Origin of the sequence: Streptomyces sp. NPDC008001 (assembly GCF_042958085.1) — a bacterium.
In the GTDB taxonomy this organism is placed as follows: domain Bacteria; phylum Actinomycetota; class Actinomycetes; order Streptomycetales; family Streptomycetaceae; genus Streptomyces.
In genome coordinates this window covers 460,738-484,758 of sequence record NZ_JBIBIZ010000003.1, presented here as the reverse complement: position 1 = coordinate 484,758, position 24,021 = coordinate 460,738, and the positions used below count along the sequence as shown (strand labels likewise).

22 protein-coding genes and 1 pseudogene are annotated in these 24,021 nt (G+C 73.5%); 9 read left to right on the top strand and 14 right to left on the bottom strand.

Annotation, left to right across the window (positions count from 1 at the left end):
- Positions 1-115: 115 nt before the first annotated feature.
- The 7 genes from ACFZCD_RS10540 to ACFZCD_RS10510 form a co-directional block, all read right to left on the bottom strand.
- Positions 116-1,495 (bottom strand): aldehyde dehydrogenase family protein, encoded by a 1,380-nt coding sequence (locus ACFZCD_RS10540; protein WP_391829416.1) that lies wholly within the window; start codon positions 1,493-1,495, stop codon positions 116-118.
- On the bottom strand, positions 1,492-2,496 hold the full coding sequence (locus ACFZCD_RS10535; protein ID WP_391829415.1) for a proline racemase family protein: 1,005 nt from the start codon (positions 2,494-2,496) through the stop codon (positions 1,492-1,494). The genes ACFZCD_RS10540 and ACFZCD_RS10535 overlap by 4 nt, the downstream gene beginning before the upstream one ends.
- A 43-nt stretch (positions 2,497-2,539) precedes the next feature.
- Positions 2,540-3,448, bottom strand: coding sequence for a dihydrodipicolinate synthase family protein (locus ACFZCD_RS10530; RefSeq protein WP_391829414.1), 909 nt, complete (start codon positions 3,446-3,448; stop codon positions 2,540-2,542).
- The gene (locus ACFZCD_RS10525; protein ID WP_391829413.1) at positions 3,445-4,917 is read right to left on the bottom strand and encodes an NAD(P)/FAD-dependent oxidoreductase; all 1,473 of its coding nucleotides are present in this window, start codon (positions 4,915-4,917) and stop codon (positions 3,445-3,447) included. The genes ACFZCD_RS10530 and ACFZCD_RS10525 overlap by 4 nt, the downstream gene beginning before the upstream one ends.
- Positions 4,898-5,212, bottom strand: a complete 315-nt coding sequence (locus tag ACFZCD_RS10520; protein WP_391829412.1) for a (2Fe-2S)-binding protein — start codon at positions 5,210-5,212, stop codon at positions 4,898-4,900. Before ACFZCD_RS10520 ends, ACFZCD_RS10525 begins: the two co-directional genes overlap by 20 nt.
- 91 nt (positions 5,213-5,303) lie before the next feature.
- Positions 5,304-6,455 carry an NAD(P)/FAD-dependent oxidoreductase gene (locus ACFZCD_RS10515; RefSeq protein WP_391829411.1) on the bottom strand — a complete coding sequence of 384 codons (1,152 nt, stop codon included), beginning with the start codon at positions 6,453-6,455 and terminating at the stop codon, positions 5,304-5,306.
- Between the two features lie 76 nt (positions 6,456-6,531).
- Positions 6,532-7,902: an aminopeptidase P family protein gene (locus tag ACFZCD_RS10510; RefSeq protein ID WP_391829410.1), complete on the bottom strand. Its 1,371-nt coding sequence runs from the start codon at positions 7,900-7,902 to the stop codon at positions 6,532-6,534.
- Positions 7,903-8,042: 140 nt separating this feature from the next.
- Between ACFZCD_RS10510 and ACFZCD_RS10505 the strand changes: the two genes are divergently transcribed.
- From ACFZCD_RS10505 to ACFZCD_RS10480, 6 genes are all read left to right on the top strand, one after another.
- The gene (locus ACFZCD_RS10505) at positions 8,043-9,791 is read left to right on the top strand and encodes an ABC transporter substrate-binding protein (RefSeq protein ID WP_391829409.1); all 1,749 of its coding nucleotides are present in this window, start codon (positions 8,043-8,045) and stop codon (positions 9,789-9,791) included.
- Positions 9,792-9,804: 13 nt separating this feature from the next.
- On the top strand, positions 9,805-10,755 hold the full coding sequence (locus ACFZCD_RS10500; RefSeq protein WP_391829408.1) for an ABC transporter permease: 951 nt from the start codon (positions 9,805-9,807) through the stop codon (positions 10,753-10,755).
- Entirely contained in the window at positions 10,752-11,738 is a 987-nt protein-coding gene (locus ACFZCD_RS10495) for an ABC transporter permease (protein WP_391829407.1), read from the top strand. Before ACFZCD_RS10500 ends, ACFZCD_RS10495 begins: the two co-directional genes overlap by 4 nt.
- On the top strand, positions 11,738-12,766 hold the full coding sequence (locus ACFZCD_RS10490; RefSeq protein WP_391829406.1) for an ABC transporter ATP-binding protein: 1,029 nt from the start codon (positions 11,738-11,740) through the stop codon (positions 12,764-12,766). Before ACFZCD_RS10495 ends, ACFZCD_RS10490 begins: the two co-directional genes overlap by 1 nt.
- The gene (locus ACFZCD_RS10485) at positions 12,763-13,737 is read left to right on the top strand and encodes an ABC transporter ATP-binding protein (protein ID WP_391829405.1); all 975 of its coding nucleotides are present in this window, start codon (positions 12,763-12,765) and stop codon (positions 13,735-13,737) included. The genes ACFZCD_RS10490 and ACFZCD_RS10485 overlap by 4 nt, the downstream gene beginning before the upstream one ends.
- Before the next feature lie 207 nt (positions 13,738-13,944).
- Positions 13,945-16,323, top strand: coding sequence for a collagenase (locus tag ACFZCD_RS10480; protein WP_391829404.1), 2,379 nt, complete (start codon positions 13,945-13,947; stop codon positions 16,321-16,323).
- A gap of 48 nt (positions 16,324-16,371) precedes the next feature.
- Here ACFZCD_RS10480 and ACFZCD_RS10475 read toward each other — a convergent pair whose 3' ends face one another.
- Entirely contained in the window at positions 16,372-16,968 is a 597-nt protein-coding gene (locus tag ACFZCD_RS10475) for a dihydrofolate reductase family protein (protein ID WP_391829403.1), read from the bottom strand.
- Positions 16,969-17,114: 146 nt separating this feature from the next.
- On the opposite strand from ACFZCD_RS10475, the gene ACFZCD_RS10470 reads away from it, so the two are divergent.
- On the top strand, positions 17,115-17,612 hold the full coding sequence (locus ACFZCD_RS10470) for an Appr-1-p processing protein (protein WP_391829402.1): 498 nt from the start codon (positions 17,115-17,117) through the stop codon (positions 17,610-17,612).
- Positions 17,613-17,671: 59 nt separating this feature from the next.
- On the opposite strand, the gene ACFZCD_RS10465 is transcribed toward ACFZCD_RS10470, so the two are convergent.
- The 3 genes from ACFZCD_RS10465 to ACFZCD_RS10455 all read right to left on the bottom strand — a co-directional run bounded on the left by ACFZCD_RS10465 (position 17,672) and on the right by ACFZCD_RS10455 (position 19,939).
- Positions 17,672-18,043 carry a peptidase inhibitor family I36 protein gene (locus ACFZCD_RS10465; protein WP_391829401.1) on the bottom strand — a complete coding sequence of 124 codons (372 nt, stop codon included), beginning with the start codon at positions 18,041-18,043 and terminating at the stop codon, positions 17,672-17,674.
- Complete coding sequence (locus tag ACFZCD_RS10460) at positions 18,040-18,660, bottom strand: hypothetical protein (RefSeq protein WP_391829400.1); 621 nt, start codon at positions 18,658-18,660, stop codon at positions 18,040-18,042. The genes ACFZCD_RS10465 and ACFZCD_RS10460 overlap by 4 nt, the downstream gene beginning before the upstream one ends.
- 67 nt (positions 18,661-18,727) lie before the next feature.
- Positions 18,728-19,939: a cytochrome P450 gene (locus ACFZCD_RS10455; protein ID WP_391829399.1), complete on the bottom strand. Its 1,212-nt coding sequence runs from the start codon at positions 19,937-19,939 to the stop codon at positions 18,728-18,730.
- A 6-nt stretch (positions 19,940-19,945) separates the two neighbouring features.
- Between ACFZCD_RS10455 and ACFZCD_RS10450 the strand changes: the two genes are divergently transcribed.
- A complete protein-coding gene (locus ACFZCD_RS10450; RefSeq protein WP_391829398.1) occupies positions 19,946-20,803 on the top strand; it encodes an NADPH-dependent F420 reductase in 858 nt (285 codons plus the stop codon).
- Positions 20,804-20,816: 13 nt separating this feature from the next.
- Here ACFZCD_RS10450 and ACFZCD_RS10445 read toward each other — a convergent pair whose 3' ends face one another.
- The 3 genes and pseudogenes from ACFZCD_RS10445 to ACFZCD_RS10435 form a co-directional block, all read right to left on the bottom strand.
- Positions 20,817-21,524 (bottom strand): DUF5701 family protein, encoded by a 708-nt coding sequence (locus ACFZCD_RS10445; RefSeq protein WP_391829626.1) that lies wholly within the window; start codon positions 21,522-21,524, stop codon positions 20,817-20,819.
- Between the two features lie 53 nt (positions 21,525-21,577).
- Positions 21,578-22,519: a virginiamycin B lyase gene (locus ACFZCD_RS10440; RefSeq protein ID WP_391829625.1), complete on the bottom strand. Its 942-nt coding sequence runs from the start codon at positions 22,517-22,519 to the stop codon at positions 21,578-21,580.
- Positions 22,514-23,104: pseudogene (locus ACFZCD_RS10435) on the bottom strand (alpha/beta hydrolase fold domain-containing protein); the annotation flags it as partial. The pseudogene ACFZCD_RS10435 and the gene ACFZCD_RS10440, both read right to left, overlap by 6 nt.
- 250 nt (positions 23,105-23,354) lie before the next feature.
- Here ACFZCD_RS10435 and ACFZCD_RS10430 point away from each other — a divergent pair.
- Complete coding sequence (locus tag ACFZCD_RS10430) at positions 23,355-24,008, top strand: TetR/AcrR family transcriptional regulator (protein ID WP_391829397.1); 654 nt, start codon at positions 23,355-23,357, stop codon at positions 24,006-24,008.
- Positions 24,009-24,021 lie beyond the last annotated feature (13 nt).

The following is a 24,021-nucleotide window of genomic DNA, read 5'->3' as shown; positions in this document are numbered from 1 at the left end:
GTCGCCGGTGCGGCGGCCGGGGCCGGCCGCCGCGTCCGCGGCACGTGCCCGGCCGCGGCTTCCGCAGCTGGTCCGTACCTGGCCGGAACACCGAGCGTACAATGTCACATCGTGCTCAGGGCGCCAGGGTGTACGTGCGGCTGGAGGTGTAGAAGTCCAGTGCCGCGCGGCCCTGTTCGCGCGGCCCGTGACCGGAGGCCTTGGTGCCGCCGAAGGGCAGGTGGAAGTCGACGCCGGTGGACGGGGCGTTGATGCGGATCATGCCGGTGTCGAGCCGGTCGAGGCCGTGCAGCGCCGCCTCCAGGTCCGCGGTGTGGACGGAGGTGACCAGGCCGTACGGGACGGCGTTGCTGATCCGTACGGCGTGCTCCAGGTCGTCCGCGGGGATCAGGGCGGCGACGGGGGCGAAGACCTCCTCGGTGAGCAGCGGGTGGCCGTCCGGCACCTTCTCGGCGACGGTGGGCGCCGCGTACCACCCGGGGCCCTCCACGGCAGGGCCCGCGGCGAGGACGGGGACGCCGTCCGTCGCCTGGTGGAAGCGGTCGTGGGCCGCGGCCGAGACGAGCGGGCCGCACACCGTCGCCGGGTCGGCCGGATCGCCTACGGGCAGGGTGCGCAGGGCCTCCGCGAGGGCGTCGCGCAGCGGGCCGAGGGCGGCGCCGACGGCGATGACGCGGCTGGTGGCGGTGCACTTCTGCCCCGCGTATCCGGCGACGGCGGCGGCGATGTGGGCGGCGGCGCGTTCGATGCCGGCGTCGGGCAGGACGATCGCCGCGTTCAGCCCGCCCGTCTCGGCCTGGACCGGTACGCCCCGGGCCGCGGCGGCCCGGGCGACGGCGCTGCCGGCGGCGGTGGAGCCGGTGAAGGAGACGGCGTCGGCGGCCGAGACGACGGCGCTGCCTTCCGTCGCGCCGCCGGGGACCACGGCGAACACCCCGCCGGGCACCGCCTGCTGGATGATCTCGGCCAGCCGCATGGCGCACGCCGTGGCTTCGGGCGCGGGCTTGAGGACGGCCGTGTTGCCGACGGCCAGGGCCGGGGCGGCCTTCCAGGACGGGATGGCGAACGGGAAGTTCCAGGGCGTGATGAGGCCGGCGACGCCGTGCGGGCGGCGCCGGGTCAGCAGCAGCCCGGGGCCGGCGGCCGTCTCGTGGACGGCGCCGGCCGCCTCGTAGGGCGCCTGGGCGTAGTACCGCCAGATCGCGGCCGTCCGCGCGACCTCGGCGCGGGCCTCGGCGAGCGGCTTGCCCACCTCGCGCACGGCGAGGGCGGCCAGTTCGCCGGCGGCGGCCTCGACGGCCGCGGCGACGGCGGAGAGCGCCGCGGAGCGGGCGGCTGCACCGGCGAGGAGCCAGCCGGGCTGGACGGCGCGGGCCCGGTCGACGGCGGCAGCGGCGGCCGGGGCGCCGGCGGCGGGCACTTCGGTGACGATGTCGGAGGGGTCGGCGGGGTTGACGGAGACGACGGGGGTGGTGGACGTCGGGTCGGCGGTCACAGGAGGAAGCCTCCGGGGAAGGGGTCGTCCGGGTCGAGGAAGTACTGGGCGGTGCCGGTGATCCAAGCGCGTCCGGTGATGGCGGGCACGACGGCGGGCACCCCGCCGACCTGCGTCTCCCCCACCAGCCGGCCGGTGAACCGGGTGCCGATGAAGGACTCGTTGACGAAGTCGCGCTCCAGGGGGAGCGCGCCGCGGGCGTGCAGCTGTGCCATCCGGGCGGACGTGCCGGTGCCGCAGGGCGAACGGTCGAACCAGCCGGGGTGGATGGCCATGGCGTGCCGGGAGCGGCGGGCGTCCGAGCCGGGGGCGGCGAGGTAGACGTGCTTGAGGCCGTTGATCTCGGGGCGTTCCGGGTGGACGGGCCGGTCGGGCGAGGCGTTGACGGCGTCCATGACGGCGAGCCCGGCGGCGAGCAGGTCGTCCTTGCGGGCCCGGTCGAAGGGCAGCCCCAGGGCGTCGAGTTCGACGAAGGCGTAGAAGTTGCCGCCGAAGGCGAGGTCGTAGGTGACCGTGCCGTAACCCGGCACGTCCGCCTTGCGGTCGAGGCCGACGCAGAAGGAGGGCACGTTGGTCAGCGTGACGGCCTTGGCCGCGCCGCCCTCGACCTGGACGTCGGCGGTGATCAGGCCGGCCGGGGTGTCGAGGCGCACGGTGGTGACGGGTTCGCTGACGGGCACCATGCCGGTCTCGACGAGCACGGTCGCCACGCCGATGGTGCCGTGCCCGCACATGGGCAGCAGGCCGGAGACCTCGATGTAGAGGACGCCGTAGTCGGCGTCGGGCCGGGTGGGGGGCTGGAGGATCGCGCCGCTCATGGAGGCGTGGCCGCGCGGCTCGTACATCAGGAGCGTGCGGAGGTGGTCCATGTGCTCGGTGAAGTGGAGCCGGCGCTCGGCCATGGTGGCGCCGGGGATCACGCCGACGCCACCGGTGATGACGCGCGTGGGCATGCCCTCGGTGTGCGAGTCGACGGCGTGGAAGATGTGGCGGGTGCGCAACGGACGTCCTTCCGCTGAAGTACGGGTGGGCTGCCGGTACGGGTCAGTGGTGGCCGTCGGCGACGGCCTTCTCCGTGGCGGCGCGCACCGCGGCCTCGGCCTCGCCGGTGAGCGGGAGGCGCGGCGGGCGGACCGGGCCGCCGTGCCGGCCGGTGAGGTCCATGGAGAGCTTGATGGCCTGCACGAACTCCGTGCGGGAGTCCCAGCGCAGCAGGGGGTGCAGCGAGCGGTAGAGAGGCAGGGCCGTCTGCAGGTCTCCGGCGACGGCGGCGTGGTAGAGCGCGGCGCAGGTGGCGGGGAAGGCGTTGGGGTAGCCGGCGATCCAGCCGACGGCGCCGGCGGTGGCGAGCTCCAGGAGGACGTCGTCCGCGCCGATCAGCAGGTCGAGTTCGGGGGCGAGTTCGGCGATCTCGTAGGCGCGGCGGACGTCGCCGGTGAACTCCTTGACGGCCACGATGTGGCCGTCGGCGTGCAGCCGGGCCAGGAGCGCGGGGGTCAGGTCGACCTTGGTGTCGATGGGGTTGTTGTAGGCGACGACGGGTATGCCGGCCGCGGCGACGTCCGCGTAGTGGGCGCGTACGGCCTGCTCGTCGGCGCGGTAGGCGTTGGGCGGGAGCAGCAGGACGGATCCGCAGCCGGCTTCGGCGGCCTGCTCGGCCCAGCGGCGGGCCTCGGCGCTGCCGTAGGCGGCGACGCCGGGCATGACCCGTGCCCCGTCGCCGGCCGCTTCGACGGCGGTGCGCACCACCCGGGCGCGCTCGTCCGGGGTGAGGGTCTGGTATTCGCCGAGGGAGCCGTTGGGGACGACGCCGTCGCAGCCGTTGTCGAGCAGGTGGCGGACGTGTGCGGCGTAGGCGTCGTGGTCGACGGAGAGGTCCTCGCGCAGCGGGAGGGCGGTGGCGACCATGATGCCGCGCCAGGGGCGGGCGGGGGTCCAGGAGGTGGTGGTCATGCGGGTCGGCCTTTCGGTGGGTGGGGTCGGTCTTCGGGTGCGGAGCCGAGGAGCCCGAGGGGTACGGGCACGGCGAGCGGCCGGCGTTCGGCGGAGGGCGGTACGGTCCCCTGTTCCGTACCGCCCTCCGCCGCGAGGCAGGCCACGGCCGCGCCGCACACGCGGCCCTGGCACCAGCCCATGCCGGCGCGGGTGAGGAGTTTGACGGTCCGGGCGTCGCGGGCGCCGAGTTCGCCGGCCGCCTCGCGGATGCTGCCGGCGGTCACTTCTTCGCAGCGGCAGACGTCGGTGTCGTCGGTGAGCCAGGCCGTCCAGCCGGGGCGGGGGGCGTGGGCGGCGGCCATGGCGCCGGCGAAGGCGCGCAGGCGGTCGCGGCGCCGGGCGAGGCCCCGGGCGCGGCGGCTGCCGGTGAGGGCGGGGCGGCGGCGCAGCCGGGCGGCGATCGCGATGCCCGCCAGTTCGCCCTCGGTGCGGGCGAGTTCCCAGCCGCCGGTGCCGCCGGTCTCGCCCGCGGCCCACAGGCCGGTCACCGAGGTCTGCTGGAGGCTGTCCAGGGCGAGGGCGTGCGTGCCGTCGGGCGTGCGCCGGGTGGCGCAGCCGAGGCCGGTGGCGAGTTCGGTCTGGGGGGCGAGTCCGTGTCCGGCGGCCAGGGCGTCGCAGGGGATGCGGCGGCCCGTGCCGGGCAGGGGGCGCCAGTCGCGGTCGAGCCGGGAGACGGTGACGGCCTCGACGCGGTCGGTGCCGTGGACAGCGGTGACGGCGCTGCGGGTGTGCAGCGGTATGCGGTGGCGCAGCAGTGCGCTGCCGTGGACGGCGGCTTCGAGGAGCTTGCCGGGGTTGGTGGCGAGGGCGCGCGGGCTGCGGGCGTAGCCGAGGTAGCCGGAGGCCTCGACGACGGCGGGGACGCGGGCGCCGGCGGTGGCGAGCGAGGAGGCGACGGCGAGGAGGAGGGGGCCGCTGCCCGCGACGACGATCCGCTGTCCGGGCAGGACGAGCCCGGATTTGAGCATGGCCTGGGCGCCGCCGGCCCCGACGACTCCGGGCAGGGTCCAGCCGGGGAAGGGCAGGTGGCGTTCGGCGGCGCCGGTGGCGAACAGCACGGCCCGGGCGTGCAGGCGTACGGGCCGTTCGCCTTCGCCGTCGGCGCCGGTGAGGGCGTGCACGGTCCACGCCTCGTCGCCCTGGCGGGTGACGGTCCAGACGTGGTGGCGGGCGAGGTGGACGGCCCGGCTCCGCTCCAGGCGCCGGCGCAGTGCGGTGAAGGCGGGCCAGTCGTGGTGCAGGGCCTGGGGCCGCGCGGCGCCCAGGGCGGGGGCGGGGTGGCGGAAGTACTGGCCGCCGGTCTGCTCCGCGGCGTCCAGGAGGGCCACGGTCAGGCCGAGTTCGCCGGCGGTGACGGCGCCGGCGAGGCCTGCGGGGCCGGCGCCGATCACCGCGAGGTCGTACGGTTCAGACGGCGAGCCCGGCATGGCCGTGTCCCTCCTGGGTGGTGATCGCGTCGCCGGGGCGGGCGGGTGTGAGGCAGGCGCGGCGGTTGGGTTCTCCGTTGACGGTGGCGAGGCAGTCGTAGCACTGCCCGATGCCGCAGAAGGCGCCGCGCGGGCGGCCGCCGTGCCGGGTGGTGCGCCAGGCGAGGATGCCCGCGCCCCACAGGGCGGCGGCGAGGGACTGTCCGGGCAGGGCGGTCACCGTACGGCCGTCGAAGGTGATCTCGAAGGGCGGGCCGGGCTCCGCCCTGACCAGGCCGGCGGGGGTACGGGCCACTGCGGGCCTCCTTTCGGGGAAGGGCGGTGCGGGGAGCCGGGAGACCGGGGCTCGCACCGGGAGAACTGGGGGGGGCGGCGGGACGGCGGGATCAGGCAGCGGGGGCGAAGCGCCCGGGCCGGAACGGGCCCAGGTCGAGCGGAGGCCGGTCCCCCGTCAGCAGCCGGGCGACGGCGAGGCCGGTGGCCGGGGCGAGCCCGATGCCCGCGCCCTCGTGGCCGCAGGCGTGCAGCAGCCCGGGGACGCGGGGGTCGGAGCCGATGGCGGGCAGGTGGTCGGGCAGGTACGGGCGGAAGCCGCCGTACGTGCGGATGGCCCGTACCGCTGCCAGCACCGGGAACAGCGCCGTGGCCTGGGCGGCGAGGCGCCGGAGCACCTCCACCGACAGCGTGCGGTCGAAGCCGACCCGTTCGCGGCTGGCGCCGATGAGGACCGGGCCCGCGGGGGTGCCCTCGACCACCGCGGAGGTCTGCAGCGCCGCCGAGCCGCTGGCCACGTCGGCGACGTAGTCGGCGGCGTAGACCTTGTGCCGCACCACGCGCGGCAGGGGCTCGGTGACGAGCACGAAGCCGCGGCGGGGCAGGACGGGCAGGTGGGAGCCGGCGAGCCGGGCCACCTCGCCGCCCCAGGTGCCGGCGGCGTTGACGACGTACGGGGCGTGCAGGTCGCCGGCTGCGGTGCGGACCCCCCGCACTTCGCCGTTCGCGCCGGTGAGGACGGCGGTGACCTCCTCGCCGGTGCGCACGCGGGCGCCCGACGCGTGCAGCAGGCGGGCGGCGGCGAGGGCCGGCTGGACCTGGGCGTCCTGCGGGTAGTGGAAGCCGCCCGCGAGGCCCGGGGCCAGGTGCGGCTCCAGGTCCTGCAGCCGGGCGGCGGGTATCTCCTCGGCCGTGACGCCGGCCTCGGACTGGGCGGCGGCGAACTTCCGCAGCGCGTCCATGCCGCCGGCGTCGGAGGCGACGACGAGGCCGCCCTTGGGCTCGTACTCGACCGGCGCCGGGAGGTCCCGGACCAGCTCCCGCCACAAGCGGGCGGAGAGCAGGGCGAGTTCGAGCTCGGGGCCCGGTTCCTTGTCGGACACCAGGAGGTTGCCTTCGCCGGCGCCCGTGGTGCCGCCGGCGACGGGACCGCGGTCGATCACGGTGACGGAGAGGCCGGAGCGGGCGGCGTAGTAGGCGCAGGCGGCGCCGACCACTCCCGCCCCGACGACGATGACGTCGGTGACGTCCGGGGAGTTACTCATGGGCACGTCAGTAATATTTCACATTGCACTACGCGCTGCCAAGAGCTGGTCCGGACCTGACGCCCCCGATCTCCGGTCAGCCGGCGAGGAGTTCGCCCATCCACGTCTCGACCGCGTCCGGGGTGCGCGGCAGCGCATGCGACATCAGGCGTGCCCCGTCGGCGGTGATGACCAGGTCGTCCTCGATACGCACGCCTATGCCGCGCAGCTCGGCCGGCAGCGTCTCGTCGTCGGCCTGGAGGTAGAGGCCGGGCTCGACGGTGAGGACCTGCCCCTCCTCCAGGACGCCGTCGAGGTAGACGTCCGCCCGCGCCTGGGCGCAGTCGTGGACGTCCAGGCCGAGCATGTGGCCGCTGCTGCACAGGGTGTAGCGGCGGTGGAGGTCGCCCTCGGGGCTCTTGAGCACGCCCCACTCCGCGAGTCCCTCGGCGATGACGCGCATGCCGGCCCGGTGGAAGTCGCGGAAGCTCGCGCCGGGCCGGAGGGCGGCGATGCCGGCCTCCTGGGCGGCGAGGACGAGTTCGTAGACCTGCCGCTGGACGGACGAGAAGCGCCCGGACAGCGGCAGGGTGCGGGTGATGTCGGAGGTGTAGAGGCTGTCCGTCTCCACGCCGGCGTCCAGGAGCAGGAGTTCGCGGGGGTCGAGCCGGCCGTCGTTGCGGATCCAGTGCAGGGTGCACGCGTGGGCGCCGGAGGCGGCGATGGTCTCGTAGCCGGTGCCGTTGCCCTCCGCCCGGGCGCGCAGGCCGAAGACGCCCTCGATCCAGCGCTCGCCGCGCGGGTGGGCGAGGGCGCGCGGGAGTGCCCGTACGACGTCCTCGAAGCCGGCGACGGTGTGGTCCACGGCCTGCTGCAGCTGCTCGACCTCCCACGCGTCCTTGACCAGCCGCAGTTCGCTGAGGGCGGCGGCGAGGCCGGCGTCCCGGGAGGCGTCGCGGCCGGGCGGCAGCCGGCCGTAGGTCTCCAGGTGCTCGCAGCGGATGCCGGTCATGCGCTCGGCCTCGGCGAGGTCGGGGCGGCGGCCGACCCAGAACTCGCCGTAGCGGCGGTCGCGGTAGAACTCCGGGCCCCTGCGGGACGAGCGCGGCCGGACGTACAGCACGGCTTCGTGCCGCTGCGGGCCGTCGGGCTCCAGGACCAGCACGTGGCCGGCCTGCTCCTCGCCGGTCAGCCCGGTCAGCCAGGCGTACGCGCTGTGCGGGCGGAAGCGGTGGTCGCAGTCGTTGGACCGCACCCTGAGCTCACCGGCGGGAATGATCAGCCGCTCACCGGGGAAGCGCGCCGACAGCTTCGCCCGGCGGGCCGCGGCGAGGTCCGCCACGGGCAGCCGGATGCCGCCGGGCAGCGGGGTCGCCGCCCAGCCGCACGCCATGAACGCCTCGAACTCCGGCGAGGGCGGCAGGTCGTGACTGGCCGGACGGGTCGCGCCAACTGCGGGGTCGTTCACGGGAGTCCTCCTCGGACACAGGTGGGTAACGGAGTGCGGGACGAGCGACTGACACCTTGTCAGTGCAATTTCACATTACTATGTTACGGGTCACATTTCAGCCTCGACCGGCTGTTCGACTGTTCACGGAGTGACCACTGATGAACAAGCGCACGTGTACCGCCCTGGCCGCCGCCACGGCGGCCGTCCTCGCCCTGGGGGCGACCAGTTGCTCGACCGCGAAACGGCAGTCCGGCGGCGGCCAGGACGGCAAGAACCCGGCAGCCGCCCACGAGGGCGCGGCGATCGGCGGCACTCCGCAGAAGGGCGGCACCCTCACGGTGCTGTCCAACCAGGACTTCACCCACCTCGACCCGGCCCGCAACTGGGTGATGAACGACATGGACTTCGGGACCCGGCTGCTCTACCGCACCCTGGTGACGTACCGGGCGGCGCCCGGCACCGAGGGCGGCAAACTGGTCCCGGACCTCGCCACGGATCTCGGCACCCCCTCGGACGGCGCCAAGACGTGGACGTTCCACCTCAAGCCGGGGGTGAAGTACGAGGACGGCTCGCCCGTCACCGCGCAGGACGTCAAGTACAACGTCGAGCGGTCCTTCTCCCCCGACCTCCCCGGCGGCTCCGACTACGCGGCCCGCTACCTCGCCGGCGCCGAGGGCTACCAGGGCCCGGCCCAGGGCAAGCACCTGGATTCGGTCAGGACGCCGGACGAGCGCACGATCGTCTTCGAACTGCGCAAGCCCTTCGCCGAGTTCCCCAACGCCACGGCCATGCCCGCCTTCGCGCCCGTACCGCAGGCCCGGGACAAGGGGCCCCAGTACGACAACCGGCCGTTCTCCTCCGGCCCCTACAAGGTCGACGCGTACGACCGGGGCAAGAAGCTGGTCCTGGTCCGCAACGACCAGTGGGACCCGAAGACCGACGAGGTCCGCAAGGCGTACCCGGACAAGCTGGTCGTCGTCATGGGCCTCAAGGCCAACCAGATCGACGACCGGCTCATCGCGAGCCAGGGCGCCGACGCCTCCGCCGTCTCCTGGGGCGCCCTGCGCCCCGAGAGCGCGGCGAAGGTGCTGCCCGACGCCGCGGTGCGCGAACGGCTGCTCGCCGAGTCCCAGAACTGCACCGACATGGTCCAGATGGACACCGGGCGCGCCCCCTTCGACGACGTCAGGGTGCGGCGGGCCGTGCAGTACGCCCTCGACCGCGACGCCGTCCTGACCGCCTCCGGCGGCCCCGCCTTCAACGACCCGTCGACCGCCTACATGCCGGCCACGCTCTTCGACGGCAAGCAGCCCGACACCCTGAAGATCCCCGCCACCGGGGACACCGCGAAGGCGAAGGAGTTCCTGAAGGAGGCCGGCAAGCCGGACGGCTTCTCCACGCAGCTCACGGTGTCGTCCGGGGACAAGGGCCGGGCCGAGGCGATCCAGCAGTCGCTGGCGAAGGCGGGCATCAAGGTCACCATCGAGACGGTGGACCCGTCCGCGTTCTACGCCACCATCGGCGACACCAAGAACCGCACCGGCATGGTGTACACCGGCTGGTGCCCGGACTACCCCTCCGGCTCCACCTTCCTGCCCTTCGTCTTCGACGGCCGCTACATCAAGGAGAAGGGCAACTCCGGCAACCACTCGCTCTTCCGCGACGAAGCCGTCATGAAGCGGATGGACGAGATCGCCGCCATGACCGACCCGCAGCAGGCCGCCCGGGCCTGGCGGCAGCTGGACGGGGAGATCCTCGCCAAGGCGCCGGCCGTCCCGGTGCTGGTCCGCCGCTGGCCGCTGGTCCTCGGCACCAACATCGCGGGCGCGTACGGGCACACCTCCTTCGCCGGCCAGATCGACTACGCCACGGTCGGTCTCAAGGACCCCGCCAAGAGCCGGGGCTGAGGGCCGCCGCACCATGACCACCACCGCACCCGTACCCCCCACGGCCGCACCGGCGGACGTCCCCGCGGGCAAGGGCCCGTGGCAGCTCGCCCGCGCCGAACTGCGCCGCCGCACCGCCGTCAAGGTCTCCCTCGCCGTCGTCGTGCTCTTCCTGCTCATGGCGGCGGGCGCACCCCTGTGGAGCGCGCTCGCCGGCTGGTCGCCCGAGGAGTTCGACAAGACCGCCGTCGACCCCTACCTCGGCGGCCGGCCCCTCGGCCCGCTCGGCGGCGTCTCCCCCGCCCACTGGCTCGGCGTCGAACCCGTCACCGGCCGCGATCTGTTCGCCCGCGTCGTGCACGGCGCACAGGTCTCCCTGCTGATCGCCCTGACCGCCACCGCGATCGTGGTCGTCGCCGGCACGGCCGCCGGCATCGCCGCGGGCTACTTCGGCGGCCGCACCGACACCGTCCTCTCCCGCCTGATGGACCTCACCATGTCCTTCCCCTCCCTCATCTTCATGATCGCCATGATGTCGGTGGCCAAGGACGTCAACCGCATCGTGCTGATGACCGCCGTCATCGGGCTGTTCGGCTGGCCCGGCATCGCGCGCGTCGTCCGCGGCCAGACCCTCTCGCTCAAGCACCGCGAGTACGTCGACGCCGCCCGCGTGGCCGGCTCGGGCCCCTGGCGCATCCTCACCCGCGCCGTCCTCCCCGGCGTCTCCGGCCCCGTCATCGCCTACACCACGCTGATCATCCCCGGCATGATCGCCACCGAGGCGGCCCTGAGCTACCTGGGCGTCGGCGTCCGCCCGCCCACCCCCTCCTGGGGGCAGATGATCGCCGAGAGCGTCGCCTTCTACGACACGGACCCCATGTACTTCGTCATCCCGAGCGCGTGCCTGTTCCTGACGGTGCTCGCCTTCACCCTGCTCGGCGACGCGCTGCGCGACGTCCTCGACCCGAGGAGCGGCCGCCCGTGATCCTCTACCTCGGCCGCCGGCTCCTCGCCGTCGCCGGCGTGCTCGTCGCCATCGCCGCCGTCACCTTCACCATCTTCTACGTCCTGCCCTCCGACCCGGCGGCCGCCGCCTGCGGCAAGTCCTGCAGCGCCGACCGGCTGGCGGCGATCCGCGCCCACATGGGCCTGGACCAGCCGCTGTGGCGGCAGTTCGCGGACTTCGTCACCGGCATCTTCACCGGCCGCACCATGGGCAGCGGCCAGTACGCCCTGCACTGCGCCTTCCCCTGCCTCGGCTACTCCTACGAGAACTCCGAGGCCGTCTGGGACCTGCTGATGGACCGCCTGCCGGTCTCCGCCTCCCTCGCCCTGGGCGCGGCCGTGCTGTGGCTCGTGCTCGGGCTGGGCGCCGGGGTCACGGCGGCCCTGCGCAAGGACACCCTCACCGACCGCGCCCTGATGGTCGGCGCCGTCGCCGCGGCCTCGCTGCCGGTCTACTTCACCTCGGTGATGCTGATCTACGGCCTGATCCGCACGGCCGGGCTGCTGCCCTACCCGCAGTACGTGCCCTTCTCCGGCGACCCCCTGCACTGGGCGTCCAACCTGCTCCTGCCGTGGCTGGCGCTGGCCGTCCTGTACGCCGCCATGTACGCGCGCCAGAGCCGCAGCTCGATGATCGAGACGATGGCGGAGCCGTACATCCGCACCGCCCGCGCCAAGGGCCTGCCGCGCCGCACCGTCGTCGTCAAGCACGGGCTGCGGGCGGGCATGACCCCGGTCCTCACCCTCTTCGGCATGGACCTGGGCGGGCTGCTCGCGGGCGCGGTCATCACCGAGTCCATCTTCGGGCTGCCCGGCATCGGCCGCCTCTTCTACGGCGCGCTGTCCACCGGCGACCAGCCGGTCATCCTCGGCGTCACGCTGCTGGCCGCCGCCTTCATCGTCGTCGCCAACCTGGCCGTCGACCTGCTCTACGCCGTCGTCGACCCGCGAGTGAGGTACTGATGGCCGCCCCGCAGGAACAGCCCCTGCTGACCGTCGAGGACCTCACCGTCACCTTCCCCACCCGGCGCGGGGACGTACGGGCCGTGGACTCCCTCGGCTTCGCCGTGCACCGCGGGCGGACCCTCGGCATCGTCGGCGAGTCCGGCTCCGGCAAGTCCGTCACCTCCCTGGCTGTCATGGGCCTGCACACCGGCGCCCGCGTCAGCGGCTCCGTCCGCCTCGACGGACGCGAACTGACCGGCCTGTCCGAACGCGAGCTGAACCGGCTGCGCGGCCGCCGGATGGCGATGATCTTCCAGGATCCGCTGTCCAGCCTCCACTCCTACTACACCGTCGGCGAGCAGATCGCCGAGCACCACCGCGTCCACTTCGGCTCCCGCCGCGCCGCCGCCCGGCGGCGGGCCGTCGAGATGCTCGGGGAAGTCGGCATCCCCGAGCCGGCCCGCCGGGCGGGCGACTACCCGCACCAGTTCTCCGGCGGCATGCGCCAGCGCGTCATGATCGCCACGGCTCTCGCCTGCGAACCCGACCTGCTCATCGCCGACGAGCCGACGACCGCCCTCGACGTCACCGTCCAGGCCCAGATCCTGGAGCTGATCGCCCGGCTGCAGGAGCAGCGCGGCCTCGCCGTCGTCATGATCACGCACGACCTCGGCGTCGTCGCGCGCGTCGCCCACGAGGTGCTGGTGATGTACGGCGGCCGGGCAGCCGAACAGGCTCCGGTCGACGCCCTGTTCGCGGCACCGGCCCACCCCTACACCCGCGGACTGCTCGACTCGCTCCCCCGCCTCGACGACAGCGACGACGAGCCCCTGCGGGCCATCCCGGGCAGCCCGCCGTCCCTGCTGGACCCGGCCCCCGGGTGCGCGTTCGCGCCGCGCTGCCCGCGCGCGGCGGCCGCGTCCCCGGCCGAGCGCAGGCGCTGCGAGGAGACCCTGCCCGCGCTCGCCCCGTCCGGTGGCCACCTGGTGGCCTGTCACCTCTCCCTGCACACCAGCGCCGCACCGGCCCGCGGAGGCACCCGATGACCGCACCCCTGCTCTCCGTGCAGGACCTGACGATGACCTTCCCCGGCCGGCGCGGGCGTTCCGCGCCCGTCCGGGCCGTCGACGGCGTCTCCTTCGAGCTGGCGGCGGGCGAGACCCTGGGCCTGGTGGGCGAGTCCGGATGCGGCAAGTCGACCACGGGCCGCATGATCGTACGGCTGCTGGAGCCCACCGCGGGGTCGGTCGTCTACGACGGGCAGGACATCAGCCGGCTGCGGCAGCGCGCGCTCAAGCCGCTCCGGCGCGAGCTGCAGATGGTCTTCCAGGACCCGCACTCCTCCCTCAACCCGCGCCAGACCGTGGCCCGGATCATCGCCGACCCCCTGCTCGTGCAGGGGACTCCGGCGGCGGACGCGCGCAGGCGGGCGGCGGAGCTGATGGAGCTGGTCGGGCTCATCCCCGAGCACCTCGACCGCTATCCCCACGAGTTCTCCGGCGGGCAGGCGCAGCGCATCGGCATCGCCCGTTCCCTGGCCACCGGTCCCCGGCTGATCGTCGCCGACGAGCCGGTCTCGGCGCTCGACGTCTCCGTACAGGCCCAGATCGTCAACCTGATGGAACGGCTGCAGCGGGAGCTCGGGCTCGCGTACCTCTTCATCGCCCACGACCTGTCGGTGGTGAAGCGGGTGTGCGACCGGGTGGCGGTGATGTACCTCGGGCGGATCGTCGAAGTGGGCGACAAGCAGCGGGTGTACGGGGCCCCGGCCCATCCGTACACCCGGGCCCTGCTCTCCGCCGTGCCGCTGCCGGACCCGGCCGCCGAGCGGGCGCGGGAGCGGATCACCTTGCTCGGCGATCCTCCGAGCCCGGCGGCTCCTCCGCCCGGCTGCACCTTCCACCCGCGGTGCGCCAAGGCCCGGGAGGTCTGCCGGACCGAGGCGCCGCTGCTGCGGATCGCGGCGCCGGGCGAAGCGCGGGAGGTCGCCTGCCACTTCCCGGAGACCGCCGGCTGACACCTTGGACAACCTTTGGTGTCTGAGGGGTTGTCAGTGCAATTTCACATTACTACGTTACACATGACATGGCGCGGCCAATCGGCTCCCCCACCTCCCGCCCGGCGGGCGGGAGTTGAAGCCCGCTCACGCCATCCCTCACCGCCGACGCCGTCACGCGCGTCCGCACGTCCTGCACCACCCACACCTCCCACACAGGAGTCATCGGTGTATCGCTCCAGAACCTCGCGCAGATCCCTGCGCGCAGCCCTGCTCACCACCTCCATAGCGACGGCCCTCTGCGCAGGCACCGCCGTGCAGCCCGGCTTCGCGGCCTCCACTCCCCCGCCGGCGTCCTCGGCCGCGGCACCCGCGGCGGCCGTGCACCGGGACACCCCCACGCCGAACCCCTTCGACGAGGTCACCCGCCTCGCCGAGGCCCCGAAGACGGCCGTCCGGGCCCCGTCCGCGCCCGGCGGTCTCACCGACGGGCGCGTGCCCGGCCCGAAGACGGACAAGCCGAAGGACGCCAAGGGCAAGACGGGTTCCGCCGCTCCGCACGCCACTCTCCGCGGGGGCACCGTCCCGTGCACGCTCGACGGCATCACGGGGCTCTCCCCCGAGCAGTTCGCCGACTTCCTCGCCGACCAGGCCGTCACGGCCGACGGCTGCCTGCGCAACGTCCTGTGGACCTGGGACCAGCGGCTGGTGCCGGTCATGTCGCGCGACCACGTCCAGGCCGTCTCCCGCCGGATCGAGAGCCTCGCCGCCGGGCACGACGGGAAGAACGGCAGCCACCTTCTGGAGATGTTCACCTACCTCCACGCGGTCGCCTACCAGGACTTCTCGCACAGCGAGATCGACATCACCGACGCGCCGACCGTGGAGGCCATGCGGCGCGCCGTGGACGCCTTCGGCACCGCCTCCCGCACCTTCGACGTCACGCCCACCAACGCCGAGTCCCTGCGCGAGGCCCTCTACGCGGCCAGCGCCCCCGGGCTGCGCCAGTACCAGCTGCCGCTGATGAAGCGCGTCCTGGCCACGATGGACGCCGCGCACCCCGCCACCGCCCAGGACAAGTCGTGGGCCGGTGCCGCACTGGCCGCCCTCTCCCTCAGCTACCTCGGCGTCTACCCCGGCAACCACGACAGCGCCTTCCACGCCGCCGTCGCCGCGGACCCCGCCTACCGCGCGGCCCTCAAGGCCTTCGCCGGCTACGCCCACCTCAAGGGCACGGCCAACGCCTGGGTGGCGCGCGACGGCGTCAGCGAATACGGACGGCTCGGCCAGGTCGACGCGCTGAAGGCCGAGATCACGACCGGGCTCGGCGAGGTGCTGTCCACGGTCGTCCGCACCTTCGGCGAGGGCAGCGAGCCCTGGGGCAAGACCGTCGGCTGGCTCAACGACCTCGGCGCCTGCAAGCAGTACGGCGTGTGCAAGACGGACATCGAGGCCCGGCTCTTCCCCAACACGTACACGTACGACGAGGGCGGCATCAAGGTCCGCACGGCCCTGCCCCGGGCCACCGTCGACCGGCTCTACTACGCGAGCAAGCAGGTCAAGGCCCAGTTCCACCGCGTCCTCGGCACGGAGGAGCCGCTCGCGGGCGACACCAACGCCACGCTGAATATCGTGCTGTACGCCTCGCGCTCCGACTACGAGATCTACCACCCGCTGCTGACGGGCATGAGCACCAACAACGGCGGCATCTACATCGAGAAGGGCGCCACCTTCTACACGTACGAGCGCCGCGTGCCGCAGGACTCCTCACTGACGCTGGAGGAGCTGTTCCGCCACGAGTACACGCACTACCTCAACGGCCGCTGGGCGGTCCCCGGCCTCTTCGGCGAGGGCCACTGGTACGAGGGCGACCGCACGACGGCCATGGACGAGGGCACGGCGGAGTTCTTCGACGGCGCCACCCGGGGCGAGGGCATCAAGGTCCGCAAGTCGCTGGTGCAGAGCATCATCAACGACACGGCCGGCGGGAAGCCGCGCATGACCATCGACCAGTTCCTGCACGCCGAGTACGACCGGGACGGCTTCCGCTTCTACGCGTACGCCGGCACCTTCTTCGAGTTCCTCTGGAGCGAGCACCCGTCGCTGCTCAAGGAGATGTACGGTCACCTCCGCGCCGACGACGTGGCCGGCTTCGACGCCTGGCGCTCCCGCCTCGGCCACGACGGCTCCCTGCAGCGCGCGTACGACACCTTCCTGGACCAGCAGATCGCCAAGGTCAAGGACCTCTACGTGCCGGAGACCGCGTTCACCCCCGTCGGCGGGCTGGACGCCGGCCACCCCGCCACGGTGCGCGCGTCCTTCAAGGCCACGACCGGCGCGGGGCCCGACTGCCGCGCGGCCGGCTCCCCGGACCGCCCGCGGTTCGTCTGCACGGGCCGCATCACCGCCAACCTGAGCAGCCCGGGCAACTCCGACCTGGTCTTCAAGGACATGTCCGGGACGGTCGACTACTTCATCCTCGACCGCACGAAGAAGGGCATCAACAACTTCGCCGACATGAACTGCTCCTTCGGCAAGGTCGACATCTGGACCGACCGGCCCGCCGGCACGGCGGACTTCTCCTGCGAGGGGCCGCTGAGGGGCTGACACCAGGGGCTTCGGTCCTGCCTCGGGGGTCAGGACCGAAGCCCCGGCCTACGCCCCGGCGACGGGGCGGTAGCGCACCACCTGCACCCCCGTACTGCTGGTGGTCGTGGAGACCAGTTCGAGCGTGCGCAGTACCCCGTCGTCCGGGAAGACCGACTTCCCGCCCCCGAGCAGAACCGGCATGATCATGAGCCGGAGCTCGCCGGCCAGTCCCTCGCGAAGCAGCGTCCGCACGAGCGAGGGACTGCCCATGACCAGCAGGTCGCCGCCCTCGGCCGCGTGCAGCTCGCGGATGCGGGCGACGGCCTCGTCGCCCGGGATGCGGGTGGTGTTGTCCCACGTCAGGTCCGCGTCGTTCAGCGAGCTCGACACCACGTACTTCGGCAGGGCGTTCATCCGGTCGGCGAACGGGTCTCCCGCCCGCTCGGGCCAGGCCGCGGCCATGGTCTGCCACGTGCGGCGCCCGAACAGCAGCGCTTCGGCCTCGGTCAGCGTCTCCGCGAAGGTGCCGCCCACCACCTCCGGGTCGAAGAACGGGTGCGACCATCCGCCGTGGGCGAAGCCGCCGTCGGTGTCCTCCTCGGGCCCGCCGGGTGCCTGCACGACACCGTCCAGGCTCATGAATTCACAGACCACGATGCGCATGGGAATCGCCCCTCGTCTTCCACTCGTCAGCAATGCCGCGGCACGTGCTCGCCCCGCGTTGAACGAGCATCGCACCCACCACTGACAACGGACTTCACCGGTGGTGTCGAAGACGAGGTGTCAGACCCTCGCAGTAGCTTGCGAACATGAGCACCGAGATCGAATACAGGAGCGGTGACGCGACGCTCCCGCAGGCCTCCGGACCCAGGATCATCGCCCATGTGTGCAATGACGCGGGCGGCTGGGGAGCGGGCTTCGTCGTCGCCGTCTCCCGGCGGTGGCGGCAGCCGGAAGCCGCCTACCGCGCGTGGCACCGCGACCGGGCGACCAGCGGCTTCGCCCTCGGAGCGCTGCAGCTGGTCCGGGTCGAGGACGAGCTGTGGGTGGCCAACATGGTCGGGCAGCACGGCATACGGAAGCGCAACCGCACTTCGAAGGCGTCCGGCGACGCGCCCGTGCGCTACGAGGCCATCGACCGGGCCCTGGCATCGCTCGCGGACGAGGCCGTGGCCCTGCGGGCGTCGGTGCACATGCCCCGGATCGGCTGCGGGCTGGCGGGTGGGCGGTGGGATGTCGTCGAGCCGCTGGTCACACGGAATCTGACGGGTCGGGGGGTCGCCGTGACGGTCTACGACCCGGTGTAGGGAATGAGTGGGGCCGGCGTGCCCGCGCAGGCCGGCCCCGGCTCAGCGCCGTGCGCGGCTCAGCAGGTCTTGGTCCAGGTGTGGGAGCCGCCGCTGTCGTTCGCTCGTGCGTTGTAGCCGACCTCCTGGCCGGGTGCCAGGCAGAGGGTGACGTGTCCGAGCAGCTTGCGGCCCTCGTACACCTTGACGTGGTCGGGGACGCCCGGACCGGAGACCCCGTGGTTCGCCCAGGAGGAGTCGTGCTTGAACATGTCCCCCTCCCACCAGTGGTCGTCGCCGCTGTGCTCGATCTTCATGCCCTGGAAGTTCGCGTCCGTCCAGACGCAGAAGAAGCCGCTGCGGCAGGACGCCGCCTGGGCGCTGCCCGAGGTGGCCAGGCCGGCGCCGGTGGCGATCAGGGCGGCGGCGAGGAGGGCGGTCAGGCGCTTCATGGTCGTGGTTCTCCCGTCGGTGGTGGGTTGTCGAGCAGGGCTGTGGCCCCGGTGAGGGCGTGTTCGCGCATCCGCCGCCAGTCGGCGATCTCCGCGCGGTGCCGGTCGCGGACCTCGGCGAGGCTCCGGTGGGTGCGGTCGGCTTCGGGCTGAAGGTTGTTGACGATGACCGATGCCCGGAACCAGCGGCGCTGGTCGCCGTAGAGGCGCTGCTGGGCGGCGGCCAGGCAGCCGTCGGTGTGGGCGCGTACGACGTAGCCGGTGGGCAGGGCGACGGACAGCTCCGCCCGGCCCGCGCCGAAGAGCGCGTCGGAGATCTGCTGCTGCCGGCCGGGCGGCGGGGTCTGTCCGGGGCGGGGCGGGGTGAGGCCCTGACGGGCCAGGCAGGCGTCGGTCAGGCGCTGGGTGGCCGCCTTGATCACCTCGTCCGGGGCGGGCCGGGGCGGAGGCGCCGTGCAGCCGGACAGGAGGAGCCCGGCCGAGAGGACCAGGGCCGGGAGGAGGACCAGGGGGCGGGTCGGGAGGCGGGTCGGTGAGCGGACCGGGAGGTGGGTCGGGAGAACGGCGGCCTGGAGGGGGACGGTGAGCAGCCGGGCCGCCCGCGTACGAGAGAGCATCGGTGGTCACTCTCTCCACCGCTTGCTCAGGTATGCGCCGTATCACCCGTAAAGGTGACTATCGGGCTCAGCACTCGACGAGCAGTTCCCGGAACCCCCGGATGACGAAGCCCGGCTTCCGTTCCGGTTCCGCCACGAGCCGGAGCCGGGGTGCCCGGCGCAGCAACGCACCGAAGGAGGCGGTGAGTTCCAGCCGGGCGAGCGGCGCGCCCAGGCAGTAGTGGATGCCCGCGCCGAGGCTGATGTGGGGGTTGTCGGCGCGCGTGACGTCCAGGCGGTCCGGCGCCGGGAAGCGGGCGGGGTCGCGGTTGGCCGAGCCGAAGAGCAGGGCCACTTCACTGCCGCGCGGGATGAGCGTGCCGTCGATCTCGATGTCGTCGAGCACCCACCGTTCGAACAACTGCAAGGGGGTGTCGTAGCGCATGAGTTCCTCCACCGCGCCGGGCAGCAGACCGGGGTCGGCGCGGAGAGCGGCGAGCTGGCCGGGGTGGCGGAAGAGCGCCCGCCAGCCGTTGCCGGTGGTGTTGACGGTGGCCTCGTGTCCCGCGTTGAGCAGCAGGACGCAGGTGGAGACCATCTCCTGCTCGGTGAGCCGGTCCCCTTCGTCGTGTGCCAGGACGAGTGCGCTGATGAGGTCCTCGCCGGGGCGGGCGCGGCGGTCGGCGATCAGCTCCCGTAGATAGGCGGAGAAGTCCAGTGAGGCCCGCACCGCTTCCCGTGCCGTCGCCTCGTCCGGGTTGAGCTCGTACATTCCGCAGATCGCCGCCGACCAGGGGCGGAGCAGTTTCCGGTCGGCCGCCGGGATGCCCAGCATCTCCGCGATGACGGCGACGGGCAACGGCTCGGCGACCGCGCCGATCAGGTCTCCGCCGCCCGCGGCGAGCAGGTCGTCCACCAGTTCGCCGGCCAGCCGCGCCACGACGGGCGCCAGGTCCTCGACCGTGCGCGGGGTGAACGCCTTGGACACCAGGCGCCGGATGCGCGTGTGGTCCGGGGGCTCGAGGTCCAGCAGGCCGTGGCCGTTGAGGACGTGGAACGGCTCGTGGGCCGCGGGAGGCGCGGTGCGGCCGAACTCCTCGTGGGAGAAACGGTGGAGGTACGTGCGCCCCAGCCGGCGGTCGCGCAGCAGCGCCCGGACGTCCTCGTAGTGCGGCACGAGCCACTGGCGGCTCGGACCGAACCAGTGCACGCGCCCGGCGGCCCGCAGCCGCTCGTACGCCGGGTAGGGGTCTGCGACGAACTGCGGGGACCACGGGTCGAATCCGGCACTCGCATCCATGTGCGGATGCTAGCGGCGGGGCCGTACGGCCGGGCAGTGGGGAGGGGGTGCCGGCCCGTTCGCGCTGGAGCGGGATCAGTCGCCGGCCTCCGGCACGGACCACTGACACGGCCGGCGGAAACCGGTCCCGCAGCCGGAATAGTCCCCGGTCCCCTGGAGTTGGCCACTGACACGAGATCATCACCAGCCCTCGAAGGACCCACCATGAAGATCGGGATCATCGGCGCCGGCAACATCGGCGGCAACCTCACCCGCCGGCTCACGGCCCTGGGCCACGACGTGTCCGTCGCGAACTCGCGCGGCCCCCACACCCTCACCGAGCTCGCGGCGGAGACGGGCGCGACGCCCGTGACCGTCGCCGAAGCGGCCCGGAACGCCGAGGTCGTCGTGGTGACCGTGCCGCTGAAGGCCGTCCCGGACCTGCCGTCCGGGCTCTTCGACGAGGCCGCGCCCGGCGTCGCCGTCATCGACACCGGCAACTACTACCCCAAGGAGCGCGACGGCCGGATCGCCGCGATCGAGGACGGCCTCCCGGAGAGCCGGTGGACCGAGCAGCACATCGGCCACGGCGTCATCAAGGCGTTCAACGGCACCTACGCCCAGGACATCCTCGACAAGCCGCTGCCCGCCGGTCACCCGGAGCGGCTCGCCGTGCCGGTGGCCGGTGACGACGAGGCCGCCAAGCAGACCGTCCGGCGCCTCATCGACGAGCTCGGCTTCGACACGGTCGACGCCGGCGGTATCGACGACTCCTGGCGCCAGCAGCCGGACACACCCGTCTACGGCCTCCGGGCGGGCGTCGAAGCCGTCGCCAAGGCCCTCTCCGAGGCGCCGAGGGAACGGCCCGCGGCGTTCCGCGCGTAGGGATCCTGCCGGGTTACTCCGTGCGGCTGCGGGCCGCCGCCGAAGCCATGCCGAGCCAGGTGTGCGGGTTGCCCTGCCAGCACCACCCGAGCTTGGGGGCCTTCCCGCTGATCCAGAGCGCCGGGACCCGGCGGTCGCCCGAGCGTGAGCCGCCGAGGGAGAAGCACTTGTTCTTCACGAGGATGCGGGGGAAGAGGGTGATGAGCGCGACGCCCTCCTCGATGGTGAGGAGGGTGCGCCTCCTCCCGGCGATGGTGGCCATGGCCTCGTGCGGTACGACGCCGCAGAACTCTTCGCCGCGCTCGACGCCGAAGAGCAGGTAGGCGTCCCGGTCGTGCGGAAGCCCGGTCTCCTGGGTGGCGACGAACCGTTCGAGGGAGCCGGGTTCGAAGGAGTGGTCGACGAAGCCGGGACGGCTTCCGCCCGGCAGGGCGGTGCGCGGCATCGTCTCCTCGACGGGCGCCAGGTTCCGGGTGACGACCAGCAGGAACGGCACCCGGCCGCCCGCGGGGTCGTACGGCCGGCTCTCGGCCGCCCCGTACGCGACGGCGTCGGCGCGCAGGGGCGCGAGCCGGGCGCCGAACTCCTCGGGGGCCAGGCCTGCGAGCGCCGGGTAACCGAGCTCGGTCAAGGTGCGGAGCTGCCGGTCGAACTCGGCTCCGGCGTCGAAGGTTTCCGGCTGCGTCACTCGTGCCCCCTGTGCCGTGGCGTGCGTCTGCATGTGCGTGTACGCGTAGGTGTGCGGATGTGTGTCGAGCTCCCGTGGCTCCGGTGTCACCCGGAGACCTCGATCCGGGCCAGGGAGCCGGTCTCCAGGGCGCACCACAAAGCCCCGCCGTAGGGGGTGATCCCGTGCGGTTCGGAGGTGGGCGCGGACAGGTCGTGGGAGGTGATCCTGCCGTCGACGGTGATCCGCCCGACGCGGCCGCGGCCCCATTCGGTGAACCACAGGGCCCCGTCGGGGCCGGTGGTGATCGCGTGCGGCCGGGAAGCGCGGTCGGGAAGCGGGTGTTCGGTGACCGTGCCGTCCACCGTGATGCGGCCGACCTGCCCGGCGCCGATCTCGACGAACCACAGCGCCCCGTCCGGCCCTGCGGTGATGCCCACCGGTGCTGCGGCCTCGGTGGGCAGCGGGTAGGCGGTCGTCCGGCCGTCCATGGTGATCCGGCCGATCGCGTTGCCCTGGTTGAGGGTGAACCACATGGCTCCGTCGGGGCCGGCCGTGATGGCGGACGGGAAGGCGCCCGGCGCGGGGTATTCGGTGATGTCGCCGGTGGTGGTGATCCGGCCGAGGCGGTCGGCGCCGGAGAGGGTGAACCACATCGCCCCGTCGGGTCCGGCGGCGATGCCGAACGGGCCGCCCTCGGCGGTCGGCGGCGCGAAGGAGGACACCTTGCCGTCGGTGGTGATCCGGCCGATGCGGTGCGCCTGGTACTCGCTGAACCACAGGGCGCCGTCGGGGCCCTGTGCGATGACCGTCGGGCCGGTGCCGTCGCCGAGCGGGTGGACGGTGAGACGCCCGTCCGCTTCTCTGCGGCCGATCGCACCCTGGTGGGTCAGGGTGAACCACAGGGCGCCGTCCGGTCCTTCGGTGAGGGCGTAGGGGCCCGCTTCCGGCGTGCTGACGGTGAACTCGCGGACGGGGTCGGCCAGCCACCGGCCGATCGTCTCCAGCAGGACGTCCCCCTGGTCCGTCAGGTGGAAGGCGTGCGGCATGCCTTCGTGGATGTCCAGGCGGACGCTCGCTCCGGCGGCGTCTGCGGCTTCGGCGAACCGGCGGACGTCGCCGAGGAGCACCTCGTCACCGCCGGCCGCGAGCAGCAGCGGCGGCAGGCCGTGCAGGTCTCCGTACAGCGGCGACTGCGGCGCCCGGTCGGCCGGAGCGCCGGCGAGGTACTGGGCGCTGACGGTTTCGAGGGCGCTGCGGCTGATCACGTCTTTGCCGTCGCTGCCGTCATCTGCGGACGGTGACGCCCCCGTGAAGGCCAGGTCGGGGACGGGCGAGATCGCGACTGCGGCGCCCGGGAGCGGTCCGCCGGTCCGCCGGAGCTCCAGCAGGGCGGAGAGCACGAGGGTGGCGCCGGCGGACTCGCCGGCGAGGACGGCCTTCGAGGCGGGGATGCCCCGGTTCACCACGTCCTGCCAGGCGGCCAGGACGTCTTCGAGCGCCGCGGGGTAGGGGTGGGCGGGAGCGAGCCGGTAGTCCACGCGCACGGCCGGGCGACCGGTCGCCGCCGACAGCCGGTAGGCCATGACGCGCTCGGCCTCGGGCAGGGAGCGCGTGAACCCGCCCCCGTGCACGTAGACGAGGGCGCCCTCGCCGGCGCCCGGCGCGCTGACCCAGTCGCCGGAGACGTCCGCGTCGGCGGGGAGCCGGGTGGCGGGCGCCTCCGCGAGCCGCCCGCGGACGGCTTCGGCCCGGCCGGGAGCAGCGGGAACAGTGGTGACGATCAAGAACAGTCCCCTCGGGGTAAATTTACGTCGGAGGTAACTTTAGGCATAACGATCTTGGGGAGTCAATGTAAAAATACGTCAGGGGTAATATTCCTCCATGGGTACTGAGACGACCGGCGGCCCCGCCACCACCGGCCTGCGCGAGAGCAAGAAGCGCGAGACGCGGCAGCTGATCTCGGATCACGCCACCAGGCTCTTCATGCGGCAGGGCTTCGAGGCCACCACCATCGCGGAGATCGCCGACGCCGCCCGCGTCGCCAAGAAGACGGTCACCAACTACTTCCCGCGCAAGGAGGACATGGCGCTGGACCACCAGGACGCGTTCGTCACCGGCCCGGCGCGTACCGTCGCCGCGCGGGAACCCGGCGAGTCCGCCCTGGCGGCCCTGCGGCGCGCCTTCCTCTCGGCCGTCGCCGCCCAGGACCCCGTGGCCGGTTTCGCCGGGCCGGAGTTCACCCGCATGATCGCCGGGAGCCCCACCCTCTCGGCGTGCCTGCGCGGTCTGCACGACCAGCGCGAGAAAGCCCTGGCCGCCGCCCTCGCCGAGGCCACCGGCGCAGCTGCGGACGACATCACCCCGCGCGCGGCCGCGGCCCTGCTGATCGGCGTGCACCGCGTCCTCTTCCGCCGCATCCAGGACCTCACCCTCGCCGGACGCACCAACGCCGAGATCGCGGCGGTCCTCGAGGGAGAGGCCGTCCGGACGTTCGGCCTGCTCGACCCGGCCCTCGGCGACTACGCGCGGGCATAACCGCCGAGGGCGG

Bases quoted from the DNA above. Each gene is read 5' to 3' on its own strand.
- ACFZCD_RS10530 (WP_391829414.1), bottom strand. From the start codon at position 3,448: ATGACCACCACCTCCTGGACCCCCGCCCGCCCCTGGCGCGGCATCATG.
- ACFZCD_RS10525 (WP_391829413.1), bottom strand. From the start codon at position 4,917: ATGCCGGGCTCGCCGTCTGAACCGTACGACCTCGCGGTGATCGGCGCC.
- ACFZCD_RS10515 (WP_391829411.1), bottom strand. From the start codon at position 6,455: ATGAGTAACTCCCCGGACGTCACCGACGTCATCGTCGTCGGGGCGGGA.
- ACFZCD_RS10505 (WP_391829409.1), top strand. From the start codon at position 8,043: ATGAACAAGCGCACGTGTACCGCCCTGGCCGCCGCCACGGCGGCCGTC.
- ACFZCD_RS10500 (WP_391829408.1), top strand. From the start codon at position 9,805: ATGACCACCACCGCACCCGTACCCCCCACGGCCGCACCGGCGGACGTC.
- ACFZCD_RS10490 (WP_391829406.1), top strand. From the start codon at position 11,738: ATGGCCGCCCCGCAGGAACAGCCCCTGCTGACCGTCGAGGACCTCACC.
- ACFZCD_RS10485 (WP_391829405.1), top strand. From the start codon at position 12,763: ATGACCGCACCCCTGCTCTCCGTGCAGGACCTGACGATGACCTTCCCC.
- ACFZCD_RS10475 (WP_391829403.1), bottom strand. From the start codon at position 16,968: ATGCGCATCGTGGTCTGTGAATTCATGAGCCTGGACGGTGTCGTGCAG.
- ACFZCD_RS10470 (WP_391829402.1), top strand. From the start codon at position 17,115: ATGAGCACCGAGATCGAATACAGGAGCGGTGACGCGACGCTCCCGCAG.
- ACFZCD_RS10465 (WP_391829401.1), bottom strand. From the start codon at position 18,043: ATGAAGCGCCTGACCGCCCTCCTCGCCGCCGCCCTGATCGCCACCGGC.
- ACFZCD_RS10460 (WP_391829400.1), bottom strand. From the start codon at position 18,660: ATGCTCTCTCGTACGCGGGCGGCCCGGCTGCTCACCGTCCCCCTCCAG.
- ACFZCD_RS10455 (WP_391829399.1), bottom strand. From the start codon at position 19,939: ATGGATGCGAGTGCCGGATTCGACCCGTGGTCCCCGCAGTTCGTCGCA.
- ACFZCD_RS10450 (WP_391829398.1), top strand. From the start codon at position 19,946: ATGCTAGCGGCGGGGCCGTACGGCCGGGCAGTGGGGAGGGGGTGCCGG.
- ACFZCD_RS10445 (WP_391829626.1), bottom strand. From the start codon at position 21,524: ATGCAGACGCACGCCACGGCACAGGGGGCACGAGTGACGCAGCCGGAA.
- ACFZCD_RS10440 (WP_391829625.1), bottom strand. From the start codon at position 22,519: ATGCCGCACGCCTTCCACCTGACGGACCAGGGGGACGTCCTGCTGGAG.
- ACFZCD_RS10430 (WP_391829397.1), top strand. From the start codon at position 23,355: ATGGGTACTGAGACGACCGGCGGCCCCGCCACCACCGGCCTGCGCGAG.